Raw genomic sequence first — 14,055 nt, 5'->3', positions numbered from 1 at the left:
AGCACCTGGCGTATTGCTTTTAAAAGAAACATTCTATCCTAATTATAAGAAATATTTATGGTTTTATACTTCTTAATAACCAAATAGAGGTTTTATATTTATCTCCTAAACTAACCAAAGACAATGTATACTTTAAAAAACGATCAATTAATAGTTGGTATTCAGCATAATGGCGTAGAACTTTGCAGCATTAAAAACCTGGAAAACAATAAAGAATATATGTGGCAGGCAGATCCCGAAATTTGGGGAAGCCACGCTCCTAACCTTTTCCCGGTTATTGGTGTTTTGAAAGATGGAAAATATAAATTTCAAGGGAGTTTTTATGATATGCCCAAACATGGCTTTGTAAGAAACAATGACAATCTTGAAGTGAAAAATCAAACTGAAACTTCTATTACTTTTATTTTAAAAAGTTCTGAAGAGCTTGTAAAAATATATCCTTTTAAATTCGAATTTGAGCTGACTTTTACGCTGAACGGTAAAACTATTGAAATTCACCATTTAGTGAAAAATCTAGATAATCAAAAAATCTACTTTCAAGTAGGTGGACATCCTGCTTTTAACGCACCTCTTTTTGAAAATGAAGCTTACGAAGATTACTATCTAGAGTTCGACCAAGATTTAAATCTGGAATCTTACATTTTAGGAAAAAGCGGACTGGTAAGCGATCAAACCAAAACGATTACCGAAAACGATAATAAAATTCAGCTAACCAAAGATCTTTTTAATGAAGATGCTTTAATTTTTAAGAATATAGCTTCTAAAAAAGTAAGATTAAAAAGTAGTAATCACGGTGAAATTTTAAGCGTTTCGTATAGCGACTTTAAAAATCTGGGAGTTTGGGCAAAACCTGGCGCTCCTTATGTTTGTATCGAACCCTGGTTAGGAGTTGCAGATATAGAAGGTACCGATCAAAACATCGAAACTAAGGAAGGAATTATAGCGCTTGATGCCGAAAAGGAGTTTAACGCGACCTATAAAATTAACATTGCATAATATTTATACTGCAAAAGGGGCTAAAACTTTGGGATTCATAACCTACCTTTGCAAAAAATTAAACCTCTCGTTGTGAGTTTTCAAGATCTTAATTTAAATACACCTTTACGTAATGCGCTGGAAGATTTAAACTTCCAAAAGCCTACGCCAATCCAAGAACAGGCATTCGCACCTATTATGTCTGGAAAAGATGTGGTTGGTATCGCGCAAACCGGAACCGGAAAGACCTTTGCGTATCTTTTGCCTATGCTAAGAATGCTAAAGTTTTCTACACAAAAGAATCCGCGTATCCTAATAATGGTACCAACGCGAGAACTGGTTGTGCAGGTTGTAGAAGAAATTGAGAAGTTAACCGCTTACATTAATGTAAGAGTTGCTGGTATTTACGGTGGCGTAAATATCAATACACAACAACAGGAGTTAATGCGCGGCCTGGATATAGTAGTCGCCACACCTCGTAGACTTTACGATTTGGTTCTACGAAGAGCGGTGCAGTTAAAATCTATTCAGCGATTTGTGATAGACGAAGTTGATGTAATGTTGGATCTTGGATTCAAATTTCAGGTAAATAATATTGTAGAATTACTTCCTGCCAATCGCCAAAGTATTATGTTTTCGGCAACGATGACGGAAACTGTAGAGCAGATGATCAGCGAAAATTTTAAATCTCCTGAGAAAATTTCGATAGCCGTTAGTGGTACTCCGCTTGAAAATATCGATCAGCAAAAATATCTTATTCCAAATTTTAATACAAAAGCAAATCTTTTAAAACATTTACTTGCCGATAAAGAAACCTATAAGAAAATTTTGATTTTCATCTCTGATAAGCGAATTGCAGATCGACTTTTTGAAAGTTTGGGACAAAAATTTGCGGGAGAGGTAAGCTTGGTACATACCGGGAAAAGTCAGAATTACCGACTTAAAAACGTAAGTGATTTTAATGAAGGTTTAAGCCGAATAATGATTGCAACCGATGTTATGGCCCGTGGTCTCGATATCGAAGATGTTTCTCAGGTAATAAATTTCGACACACCAAATTATCCTGAAAACTATATGCACAGGATTGGTAGAACGGGAAGAGCTGAAAAAAAGGGACAAGCCATTTTATTTACTACGGAAAAAGAATTGGATTCTTTAAAAGCCATCGAAGATTTAATGAACATGGAAATTCCTAGCATGGAAATTCCTGCTGAAGTTAAAATTTCTAATGAATTAATTCCTGAAGAACGTCCACGAGAAATTGAGATTAACAATCCTAACAAACAAATTGATGAAGCTGGACCCGCATTTCACGAGAAAAAAGAGAAAAATAAAAAAGTAAACCTTGGGGGTTCCTACAGAAGAGAAATTGCTAAAAAATATAAAAAGCCTAAAACTCGTGGCGATAAAAATGCCAACAGAAGAAGAAAAAAATAGAAAAAGGAGCAAATTTGCTCCTTTTTATTTTTAGAGATGAAATTATTGTTTCTAACCTACTAACTTCTGTTTTTCTTCTTCGCAGCTTTTGCCGCTCTCTTTTCTTTTAGACTCAAAACCGGTTCTTTTTTTGCCGAATTTTTTGAGGGTGACTTTTCTTTTGCCATAATTTCTAATCATTAGAATGAATAGCTAAAAGTAGTATATGTTATCTTATAAAAATCATAATTTTTCAATTAAAAAACTTAGAAATAAACTGGTATTCTAAACAAGAAGAATAGAGATCTTGAAGTTGATTTCTATTTGGATCGCAACGAAGAAAAAGATTTTAAAAAACGGCTAAGATTAGCTTAAAGCATTTTCTATTCTGACTTATAGAAATCTTTAATATTCTCAAATTCGCCATCGATTTCTGGATTTTCAAAACCCAGAATTTTAGTGATTAACGGGTATATATTCACGTTTTCTAAAGATTCAGTTTTTATGCCTTTCGTTATATGCGGTCCTTGAGCATATAAAATTCCATGCATTTCTTTAGATTTTGAAGGATCATAACCATGCACACCGCCAGTTTTTACCAAATTGCGATTATTAAATATAAAACCTGGATCGGTAAGAATCACCAAGTCTCCGATTCTATAATGATCGTCATAGTGCCAAATTTTCGGCATTTCGCCTTTTTTATAAACTTTAAAATGAGATTCTAACCTCTTCAATTTCGAATAGGTTACTTGTATTTTAATTTTAGGTAAATAAATTTGAGTAATAATTTGGCCTGGTACCACTGTAGCCTCTTCTGGAATCAATTTAAGTAAATGTTGAGGATCAACACTATTTGTTTTTGGCTTCACTTCTTTCATTCCGTGATCTGAAGTAATTATTACATCCACTGGAAGATCTATTTCTTCTAATTTATTCATCAAAAAACCAACAAGCTTATCGGCTTCTTTCACCTTCCTAGCCAAGGCCTTAGAATTCGGTCCGCTGTGATGCCCTTCAGAATCTACTAGAGAAAAATATAAAGAAATAAAATGTGGCCGCTCCTGCTCTGGCAACTCAAGCCATTTTACAACCTGTCTTATTCGTTTTTTATTGGGAACTTTACCATCATAGGTGAAATAATAATCCGGAAAACTTCCTTTTATTGGCGCCTCAGAGCCAACCCAAAAATAAGAAGCTGCTTTATAACCGTTTTGTTGAGTTAATTGCCAAAGTGGTGTGCCTCTATAATAAAATGGATCTTCTACTAGTTCTCGTTTTCCTATTTTGTAGGTTGTATTTTTAATACTGTCATAAAAAGAATTGGCTACCAAACCATGATTTCCAGGATATAAACCGGTAACAATACTGTAATGATTGGGAAACGTTTTACTGGGGAAACCAGGAATTAGACTTTCGGCTGCGGCACCTTTCTTAATAAATTCCTTCAGATTCTTTGCATCATATTTTTCTACATAATCATGCCTAAATCCATCAAAGGAGACCAATAGAACATAACCCGGCTCTGCCTGCTGGCCAAAACCACTTAAAAAGTTTAATATTAAAATGCCAAAGATTAAAACTGACTTCATTATATAGGCTTTGATACTTGCAAAATTAAAATTACATTTAAACATGTAGCTTATCAAATTATTAATTTATGCCAATAAAAAAGCCGCTACCTAAAATTTTAGATAGCGGCTTTTTTATATAGAATTTAAGTTTTACACGTGTAAAGCTCGATTATCTGTAGCGGCAAGTGCAGCTTCTTTTACAGCTTCAGCAAAAGTTGGATGCGCATGACTCATTCTTGCGATATCCTCGGCAGAAGCACGATATTCCATAGCGGTTACAGCTTCAGCAATAAGATCGGCTGTACGTGCACCTATCATATGTACGCCAAGAACCTCATCGGTTTTCTCGTCAGCCAGAATTTTTACCATTCCGTCTAAATCTCCACTGGCTCTAGATCGACCAAGTGCGCGCATTGGGAATTTTCCTTCTTTATACTTTACGCCTTCTTCCTTCAGTTGTTCTTCAGTTTTACCTACAGATGCAACTTCTGGCCATGTATACACAACCCCCGGAATCAGGTTATAATTAATATGCGGTTTTTGCCCAGCGATAGTTTCAGCAACAAAAGTTCCTTCTTCTTCGGCTTTGTGAGCTAACATCACTCCTTTTACGACATCACCAATAGCGTAAATGTTATCAACGTTAGTCTTTAAATGATCGTCTACTTTTATACGACCTTTGTCGTCTACTTCTACTCCTGCAGCATCAGCATTTAAACCGTCGGTGAAAGGACGGCGACCCACAGAAACTAAACAGTAATCCCCTTTTAGTTCTACTTCTTTGTCTTTTTTATCATCTGCTTTAACGATAACCTCATCGCCATCGCGCTCTACAGATTTTACTTTAGTACTGGTATAGAATTTAACACCTTGTTTTTTAAGAACTTTAGCAAGCTCTTTAGAGAGCGCGCTATCCATAGTAGGAATAATTCTATCCATATATTCTACGACAGAGACATCTGCTCCAAGACGTTTGTACACCTGCCCTAATTCTAGACCAATGATACCGCCACCGATAACCACTAAATGCTTCGGAATTTCTTTTAACTTTAAAGCTTCGGTAGAAGTAATAATTCGTTCTTTATCAATATCAATAAAAGGTAAGTTTGCCGGCTTTGATCCAGTGGCTATTATGATATTTTTAGCTTCGATAGTTTCATTATCGCCTTCAGACTTTTCAATATTGATATGTGTTTTATCCTTAAAAGAACCAATTCCCTCAAAAACATCAATCTTGTTTTTATCCATCAAAAACTTTACTCCATCACAGGTCTGGCTAACAACAGAAGATTTTCGTTCCATCATTTTTTCAAGATTCATTTTCACTTCTCCTGAAATTTCTATTCCGTGATCTTCAAAATGTTTTATTGCATCATGATAATGGTGCGAAGAATCTAGAAGTGCTTTACTTGGGATACATCCTACATTTAAACATGTCCCACCAAGAGTAGAATATTTTTCTATGATAGCAGTTTTCATTCCCAGTTGAGCGCAGCGTATGGCTGCCACGTATCCACCGGGGCCAGAACCTATAACTGCAACATCATATGTACTCATAACAATAAGTTTTTATGTTGAATTTTTAACAATACTTACAAAAGTACGACTATTCTCTTAACCACCAATAGCCCGCAAACGCCTTTCTAAATTTTTAATAAAAGTAAAATTTCAAACGTTATTGTTAATAATTGTTAGTGATTATCCAATTTTCACCAAATTATATTCGATTTAATTTAGCGGTGTGATGTAGAAACCTTGCATGTTTTTATCTAAAATCGTAACATTACAAACCAAAATTTAATTTAGACCTAACTTTTACTTTATCTAAAAAACATCTTTTTGATTTTTTAGAAAAATAAACTCTCTCAAACTGAATGGAAAACCAATCTACCCCGCCCGAAGAAAGCTTAGAAAAAAAAGAAATAAGTATAGGAGCTGCGCTAATTCCGGTATTTGCACTTATCCTTATGCTTGGTTTTAATGTTTTGGTAGTTTATGGAGATCTTGCTTTAGATGGTTCTAACCAATTTATTTTACTGCTTGGCGGCGCTGTGGCAGCGATTGTTGGATACTTTCATAAAGTGAAATTTGATACCATGATCGATGAGGTTGCTAAAAACATACAAAGTACAGCGGGGGCTATTCTTATACTTTTAATGGTAGGAGCCTTAGCCGGTACCTGGTTAATTAGCGGTATTATTCCTACAATGATTTATTATGGTTTACAAATTTTAAACCCAACGATTTTTCTCGCAGCAACAGTGGTTATATGTTCTTTAATTTCTGTTGCTACAGGTAGTAGCTGGACAACTTCAGCAACAGTTGGTATAGCTCTGGTAGGTATAGCAGATGCTCTGGGAATACCCTTAGGAATGACAGCTGGTGCAATTTTATCTGGAGCCTATTTTGGAGATAAAATGTCTCCCTTAAGCGACACCACAAATCTTGCTCCTGCTATGGCTGGTACAGATCTTTTTACACACATAAGATATATGGCCATCACTACAGTACCTACCATTGTGGTAACTATAATAATATTCATCATCATTGGCTTAAATTTAGATACCAATGGTACTACAGATACTTCGGTAATTTTGCATGCGATTAGTACTTCTTTTAATATTAGTCCTTGGTTGTTTATTGTACCTGTATTAGTAATTTTTCTAATCGTACGAAAGACTTCACCATTAATTGCATTACTTATAGGAACACTTTTAGGAGCTGCAGCTGCGATTATTTTTCAGCCAGATATTGTTCTTGAAATTAGCGGAAGTGAAGAGCTAAATTTTGTTAGTGCTTACCGCGGAATTATGGATGCCATTACCGTAGATACAGCCATAGAAACAGAATCTGAAGCCTTAAATGACCTTTTTGCTTCTAGTGGTATGGCGGGAATGCTTGGCACCATTTGGCTAATTATTTGTGCAATGGTTTTTGGAGGAATAATGGATGCCATAGGAGCTTTAGCGAGAATTAGTAAAGCCTTACTAAATCTTTTTGATAGCGTTTTTGGTCTTTTTGCAAGTACAGTGGTTAGTTGTCTTGCACTTAACATAACTGCATCAGACCAATATTTAGCTATTGTTGTGCCAGGAAAAATGTTTGCAAAAGCATATAAAGACAAAGGTCTCGCTCCAGAAAATTTAAGTAGAACTTTGGAAGATTCTGGTACGGTAACTTCAGTGTTAATACCATGGAATACTTGTGGTGCCTACCATAGCGGTGTTTTAGGTGTGCCTGTTGTATCTTATATTGGTTATAGTTTCTTTAATTATCTGAGTCCGTTTATGACTCTGCTATTTGCTGCCTTCAGAATAAAAATAAAAGAACTTTCTGCGAGTAACCCTCATAAGGCTTAAGCGCATCAAAAATAGGATAACCTTATAGCATAATTCTACTACAATAATCAAATTCTATCACAGTATAAAAATTAAGAATTTCAAATTTATGGCTTCGCGCTAATCATAGCTTATATTTGCAATAGAATTTTGAATAAAGTAAATCCAAAAACAACAACATATGTCTATTGTAGGTAAAAAATTTCCAAACCTAAACGTAAACGCTATGAACGATTTAGGTGACACATTTAAATTGAATGTATTAGAAGAAGCTCAAAAGAATGATAAAAAAGTATTATTGTTTTGGTATCCAAAGGATTTCACATTTGTTTGTCCTACTGAATTACATGCATTCCAATCTGCTTTAGAAGAGTTTGAAAAAAGAAATGTAATGATAGTAGGAGCATCTTGTGATACTCCAGAGGTACATTTTGCATGGTTAAATACTCCAAAAGACGACGGTGGTATTGAAGGTGTAACTTATCCAATTATCGCAGATTCAAATCGTAACCTAAGTTCTCGCCTAGGGATTCTTGACATTACTGGTGAGTCTTATGATGAAGAAACTGGAGATATAACTCTAGAAGGAGATAATGTAACTTACAGAGCTACATACCTTATCGATGAAGAAGGAACTGTATTTCACGAAGGTGTAAACCACATGCCACTAGGACGTAACGTACAAGAATTCATTAGATTAATCGATGCTTATACTCACGTTCAGAAAAACGGAGAAGTTTGTCCTGCAAACTGGGAAGAAGGAAAAGACGCTATGAAAGCCGATAGAAAAGGTGTAGCTGATTACTTAAGCTTAAACTAATATTCCGGTGTCTCAGTTTCTTGAGATATTCTATAAAATTTAGAAAAATATTTTCATCCCCGGAAGCGACTTCCGGGGTGTTAATCCTCACAAAAGAAAAAATTGCTATGATGAAGACACTAGATCAAGATAATTTAAGTGAAATTGTATCCAATAATGAAACTGTAGTAGTACAGTATATGGCTGGATGGTGCGGTAATTGCCGACTTATGAAGCCAAAATTTAAGAAGCTTTCAGGAGAAAATGAAAATGCTGAATTTATTTTGGTTGATGCTGAGAAATATCCAGAAAGCAGAAAATTGGCAAATGTAAATAACCTTCCAACTTTCGCTACATTCAAAAATGGAGAATTTGTAAATCAAGCTCAAACCAATAAGTTTGACGTTCTAAAAGACTTAGTAAATGAAGTTACCAGTAATTAAACACTTACAGCGCAATAATGAAGCTGAAAAACTTCAGGCGACTGTAGACGTTTTAGAAAGTTTTACCGAACATAGATCTGTTTCAGAAGAAGAAATGGATGTGATTGGTGAATTAATAACTAATATTTGTGGTGCTATTGAAGTTCACAGATTAGTAGATGAAGAAGGAATGAAAGATACCGATGCTGCAAACGCATTCGTAAAAAAAGTTTTAGGGTCTATAGATCAATAAAACTTAACTCTACAATATCCAAAATCGGGTTAACTGTTAATTCAGCTAACCCGATTTTTGTTTTATGATAATTTTAGTATCACTCCATTGCAAATAGTCTAAATTTATCTGGACTAATTTTTATTCAAATCTACTACTATGTCTGAAATATCGTTTAAAGGCGAAAGAGTGATCACATACGGAGATCTGCCGGCGATTGGTGAAAAAGCACCTTATTTTGATCTTATAAAAACCGACCTATCAAATGCTAAACTTGAAGATTTTAAGGGAAAAAGAGTGATCTTAAATATCTTTCCAAGTATCGATACCGGAGTTTGTGCGACTTCTGTAAAAAATTTTAACGAAAGAGCTACAGAATTAGAAAACACGGTAGTTCTATGTATATCTAGAGATCTACCATTTGCACAAAAAAGATTTGTAAACGATGCAGATTTGAAAAATGTTATTAACTTGTCTGACTTTAAAGAACGAAATTTTGGGAAAGATTATGGGGTAGAAATGATTACCGGGCCATTAGAAGGTCTTCTTTCTCGAGTTGTGATCGTTCTGGATGAAAATTTAAATGTAATCCATACTCAGCAAGTACCAGATATTGCACAAGAACCAAATTACCTTGCTGCGTTAAAAACGCTTTTATAAGATGAAGAATAGTTTCCTAGGGAAACGAATAAAAGGTGGTGGCTATGCCCTAAAAGGTGCATGGCTACTTTTAAAAAACGAACCCAGCATACAGGTACAATTTGCCATTTCTATCCTTGTAACTGTAGCCGGGTTTTATTTTGATATTAGTAGGACAGAATGGATGTTTCAATGTATCGCCGTGGGAATGGTAATGAGTGCGGAAGGTCTAAATACTGCTATTGAAGCCATTGCCGATTTTATACATCCCGATTTTCATCATAAAATAGGACATATTAAAGATGTAGCCGCAGGAGCAGTTTGTATTGCTGCTTTTATCGCCATCATAATAGGTTGTATTATTTACATCCCCTACTTTTCTGCACTATAATTTTCTACGTTAAATTTATTTTAAAGTAGTTTATAAAACCTTCATCAGGCTGATATCTTCTTACATTTCAGCTAAAAGACTTTTATGAAAAAACTATCTTCAGTATTTATTTTCCTTTTTTCAGTATTTACAACTTTACAGGCACAAGAAATTGAAGAGCATGGTTTAATGCTCGAAGATTATGAATATCCTTACCCGGTTTCATTTTATCATTTTAATGCGCAACAGCATGAATATAAAATGGCATATATGTACATTAAGCCAAAAAATGACAATGGAAAAACAGTTACTCTCCTTCATGGTAAAAACTTCAACGGGGCGTATTGGGAAACAACTATTAATGCGTTAACAAAAGAAGGCTTTAATGTCCTGGTACCCGATCAAATAGGTTTTGGTAAATCTAGTAAGCCAGAATATTTTCAGTACACATTTCTGCAATTAGCCGAAAACACAAAAGGTTTAATCGATTCTTTAGGCATTAAAGAAACAACAATCCTTGGACATTCTATGGGCGGGATGTTAGCAACTCGTTTTACACTTATGTATCCGGAAGTTACTAAAAACCTAGTGTTAGTTAATCCAATTGGGTTGGAAGATTGGAAACTAAAGGTCCCTTACCAAAGCGTAGACGACTGGTACAAAAATGAAATCGGCAAAACCTACGAAGACATTAAAAGTTACCAGAAAGAAAGTTATTATGCCGGTGAATGGAACGAAGATTATGCAAAATGGGCTAAACTTTTAGCAGGTTGGACACTCAACGAAGATTACGAGCGCATTGCATGGAATGCTGCATTAACCTACGACATGGTTTTTACGCAACCTGTAGTTTATGAATTTAGCCAAATTAGGGTGCCTACGCTATTAATTATCGGAACAAGAGATCGCACCGCTCTGGGAAAAAATCTGGTTTCTAAAGAAGTTAAGGCAGGAATGGGCTTATACGATCAACTGGGCAAAACCACCCAAAAGAAAATACCGAATGCCAAACTTGTAGAAATCCGAAATACCGGACATTTACCACATATAGAAGTTTTCGAGAAATTTATAAATCCGCTACTTGATTACCTTAAAAAATAAAGCGGAAAATTGTACGTTTTTACATAAAGTTAGCCTCTTTTAAAATTGAATTTTATTTTCTTTATTTTAGAAGAGGCTAATTTGTATTTTTGCCAAAATTTCCGAAAAACCGCACATGGCCAAAAAGAAAACCAGAACTAAGAAAACTACTAAAAACAAGAGAAAATTCTCGTTAGCGCTTAACAGACACCAAAAGGTGGTATTGGGCAGTTTTCTTATGCTATTTGGAATAGCCTTAACGGTTGCTTTTATTTCCTTTTTGTTTAATTGGAAGGCCGATCAAAGCACACTTCAGGAATTTGGCGATCGCAGTATCGAAGCTAAAAACTGGCTCAGTAAATTTGGCGCTTTAATTAGCGATTTCTTTATTTATCAGGGATTTGGTATAGCGTCATTTTCTATAGCTTCGCTGGTAACACTTTCAGGCATATATCTCTTTTTTGGAATGCCCGGTAAAAAGCTCGCATCTTACTGGTTTTGGGGTATTTTAGTAATGATCTGGTTATCCATCACATTAGGTTTCTTCACTAATCATGCTATTCTTGGAGGTACCGTTGGTTTCGAAATGAATGACTTTCTACAAGATTACCTGGGATTTTTTGGAACTGTACTTTTACTCTTCTTCCTTTTTATCGCCTACGTGGCACTACGACTTAAGCTAACTCCAGAGATGATTGGCTCTTTCGTAAAAACAAAAAAGGATAATATTAATGCTGAATTTAAAGCGGCGAAAGAAGCTTCTGCCAGTAAAATGACGGCCAATGAAACCGATGAGGAGCAAGAATGGAAAGAACAAACAGCAATTACCGAAGAAGAAAAGCCAAAAGACGAATCGGCGCCAGAAATAAGCTTTGAAAACAACCTTTCTGAAGTAAATAAAAATAACGAAACCGCACATACTGTTAAACCTGCACCAAAAGAAAAGCAAGAAGAACCCGAAGAGCTTGCCATGGAGGTAGAAACTGCCCCTGAAGAGGAGGAGGTTGATGAAGACAAACTAAGCAAAAAATTAGTCAGCGATTTTGGCGAATTTGATCCAACATTAGAATTGGGGAATTACAAATTCCCAACTTTAGAACTATTACAGGATTATGGTGGTGGTATTACAATAAATCAAAAAGAACTTGAGGAAAATAAGAACAAGATTGTAGATACCCTCAAAAATTATAAAATTGAAATTGCACAAATTAAAGCCACTGTTGGCCCAACGGTAACACTATATGAAATAGTTCCAGAAGCCGGAATTAGAATTTCCAAGATCAAAAATCTGGAAGATGATATCGCACTTTCGCTAGCAGCACTAGGAATTCGGATCATTGCCCCAATTCCTGGAAAAGGGACTATAGGTATTGAAGTTCCAAATAAAAACTCTACCATTGTTTCAATGCGATCGGTAATTGCTTCGCCTAAATTCCAAAATGCTGAAATGGAACTTCCAATGGCACTAGGAAAAACAATTAGCAACGAAACTTTTGTGGTCGATCTTGCCAAAATGCCACACATGCTTATGGCAGGTGCAACAGGGCAAGGTAAATCTGTTGGGTTAAATGCCATTCTTACTTCCCTACTCTATTCTAAACATCCTGCGGAAGTTAAATTTGTACTGGTAGATCCTAAGAAGGTAGAATTAACGCTTTTCAATAAAATTGAACGTCATTATTTAGCAAAATTGCCAGATACCGATGATGCTATTATCACAGATAATGCAAAAGTAATTAATACGCTTAATTCACTTTGTATTGAAATGGACGATCGTTACGAACTTCTTAAGGATGCGATGGTACGTAACATCAAAGAATACAACGTAAAATTTAAGAATCGCAAACTAAACCCGGAGAACGGTCATAAATTCTTACCGTATATTATTCTAGTTGTAGATGAATTTGCAGATTTAATTATGACTGCCGGTAAAGAGGTTGAAGCTCCTATCGCACGTTTAGCCCAGCTTGCTCGTGCCATTGGTATACATTTGATTATTGCCACGCAACGTCCTTCGGTTAATGTAATCACTGGGATTATAAAAGCTAACTTCCCCGCTCGTATCGCCTTTAGAGTAACTTCTAAAATTGACTCTAGAACTATTCTTGATGGCCCAGGAGCCGATCAATTAATTGGTCGCGGAGATATGTTATTTACTCAGGGAAGTTCAATGAAACGATTACAATGTGCGTTTGTGGATACGCCTGAAGTTGATAAAATAACCGAGTTTATTGGATCTCAAAAAGCTTATCCAGATGCCCACCAACTGCCAGCCTACGAAGGCGAGGAAAGTGGCACAGGACTTGATATAGATGTAAGCGAGCGCGATAAGCTATTTAGAGAAGCCGCTGAAGTAATCGTAACCGCACAACAAGGTTCGGCTTCACTACTACAGCGAAAATTAAAACTTGGGTATAACAGGGCTGGTAGAATTATAGATCAATTAGAAGCTGCCGGAATTGTTGGCCAATTTGAGGGAAGTAAAGCCCGACAAGTTTTAGTGCCAGACCTTTTAGCTTTAGACCAATTACTTAATGAAGAACCTAAATAAAGATTTAATAGAACTAATGAAAAAAATAGCATTTCTTATAATTGCATGTTTAAGCCTTGGAATACAGGCTCAAAATTCTCAAAAAGCAGAACAACTTTTAAATGAGGTTTCAAAAAAAGTGAGCGATTACAATAACATGGTGATCGACTTTAAATATGCTCTGGAAAATACTTCAGAAAATATTCACCAAGAGACACGCGGTGATGCGAGTATTCAGGGTGATAAGTATGTATTAAACTTTATGGGAACTACACAACTCTTTGATGGAAAAAAGGTCTACACTATTATTCCCGAAGATGAAGAAATAAATATTTCAAATTACGTTCCTGAAGATGAAAATAACATTACGCCTTCTAAAATGTTTACCTTTTATCAAGATGGTTATAATTTCGCTTGGGATATTACTCAGAATGTCAACGGCAGGACAATTCAATATGTAAAATTAACACCTAAAGATAGCGAAGCTGAAGTGAAAAATATTTTGTTAGGAATAGATAAAGAGACTAAGAATATTTACAATCTTATCCAGACTCAGCCTAACGGAACCAAAATAACAATTACCGTAAAGAGTTTTAAAACCAACCAATCTCTAGCCAAAAACTTATTTACTTTTGACGAGAGCCGATACAGTAATTATTATATTAATCGCTTAGATTAAT

Annotated in this window: 13 protein-coding genes; 11 read left to right on the top strand and 2 right to left on the bottom strand. The window is 35.4% G+C overall.

Features of this window, described 5'->3' with window-relative positions; translation table 11 throughout:
• The first annotated feature begins 123 nt into the window (after positions 1-123).
• Both PBT91_RS06120 and PBT91_RS06115 read left to right on the top strand, forming a co-directional pair.
• Positions 124-996, top strand: a complete 873-nt coding sequence (locus PBT91_RS06120) for an aldose 1-epimerase family protein (RefSeq protein ID WP_270060891.1) — start codon at positions 124-126, stop codon at positions 994-996.
• A 72-nt stretch (positions 997-1,068) separates the two neighbouring features.
• Complete coding sequence (locus tag PBT91_RS06115) at positions 1,069-2,412, top strand: DEAD/DEAH box helicase (RefSeq protein ID WP_270060890.1); 1,344 nt, start codon at positions 1,069-1,071, stop codon at positions 2,410-2,412.
• Positions 2,413-2,774: 362 nt separating this feature from the next.
• Here the strand turns inward: PBT91_RS06115 and PBT91_RS06110 are convergent, their stop codons facing one another.
• Together PBT91_RS06110 and lpdA are read right to left on the bottom strand one after the other, a co-directional pair.
• Complete coding sequence (locus PBT91_RS06110) at positions 2,775-3,983, bottom strand: alkaline phosphatase family protein (RefSeq protein WP_270060889.1); 1,209 nt, start codon at positions 3,981-3,983, stop codon at positions 2,775-2,777.
• A gap of 132 nt (positions 3,984-4,115) precedes the next feature.
• Positions 4,116-5,522, bottom strand: a complete 1,407-nt coding sequence (gene lpdA / locus PBT91_RS06105; protein WP_270060888.1) for a dihydrolipoyl dehydrogenase — start codon at positions 5,520-5,522, stop codon at positions 4,116-4,118.
• A 317-nt stretch (positions 5,523-5,839) separates the two neighbouring features.
• On the opposite strand from lpdA, the gene nhaC reads away from it, so the two are divergent.
• The 9 genes from nhaC to PBT91_RS06060 all read left to right on the top strand — a co-directional run bounded on the left by nhaC (position 5,840) and on the right by PBT91_RS06060 (position 14,054).
• On the top strand, positions 5,840-7,324 hold the full coding sequence (gene nhaC / locus PBT91_RS06100; RefSeq protein WP_270060887.1) for a Na+/H+ antiporter NhaC: 1,485 nt from the start codon (positions 5,840-5,842) through the stop codon (positions 7,322-7,324).
• A 160-nt stretch (positions 7,325-7,484) separates the two neighbouring features.
• Entirely contained in the window at positions 7,485-8,123 is a 639-nt protein-coding gene (locus PBT91_RS06095) for a peroxiredoxin (protein ID WP_270060886.1), read from the top strand.
• Positions 8,124-8,230: 107 nt separating this feature from the next.
• Entirely contained in the window at positions 8,231-8,545 is a 315-nt protein-coding gene (locus tag PBT91_RS06090; protein ID WP_270060885.1) for a thioredoxin family protein, read from the top strand.
• The gene (locus PBT91_RS06085) at positions 8,526-8,777 is read left to right on the top strand and encodes a DUF6952 family protein (protein ID WP_270060884.1); all 252 of its coding nucleotides are present in this window, start codon (positions 8,526-8,528) and stop codon (positions 8,775-8,777) included. Before PBT91_RS06090 ends, PBT91_RS06085 begins: the two co-directional genes overlap by 20 nt.
• A 138-nt stretch (positions 8,778-8,915) precedes the next feature.
• Complete coding sequence (tpx, locus tag PBT91_RS06080; RefSeq protein WP_270060883.1) at positions 8,916-9,416, top strand: thiol peroxidase; 501 nt, start codon at positions 8,916-8,918, stop codon at positions 9,414-9,416.
• Between the two features lies 1 nt (position 9,417).
• Complete coding sequence (locus PBT91_RS06075; RefSeq protein WP_270060882.1) at positions 9,418-9,786, top strand: diacylglycerol kinase family protein; 369 nt, start codon at positions 9,418-9,420, stop codon at positions 9,784-9,786.
• 84 nt (positions 9,787-9,870) lie between these two features.
• Positions 9,871-10,866 (top strand): alpha/beta fold hydrolase, encoded by a 996-nt coding sequence (locus tag PBT91_RS06070; RefSeq protein ID WP_270060881.1) that lies wholly within the window; start codon positions 9,871-9,873, stop codon positions 10,864-10,866.
• Between the two features lie 115 nt (positions 10,867-10,981).
• Positions 10,982-13,396, top strand: coding sequence for a DNA translocase FtsK (locus tag PBT91_RS06065; protein ID WP_270060880.1), 2,415 nt, complete (start codon positions 10,982-10,984; stop codon positions 13,394-13,396).
• Between the two features lie 16 nt (positions 13,397-13,412).
• Positions 13,413-14,054 (top strand): LolA family protein, encoded by a 642-nt coding sequence (locus tag PBT91_RS06060; protein ID WP_270060879.1) that lies wholly within the window; start codon positions 13,413-13,415, stop codon positions 14,052-14,054.
• Position 14,055 lies beyond the last annotated feature (1 nt).

This window comes from Zunongwangia sp. HGR-M22, assembly GCF_027594425.1.
In the GTDB taxonomy this organism is placed as follows: domain Bacteria; phylum Bacteroidota; class Bacteroidia; order Flavobacteriales; family Flavobacteriaceae; genus Zunongwangia.
The sequence above is the reverse complement of the archived record's forward strand: the minus strand, read 5'-3'. Positions and strand labels throughout refer to the sequence as shown.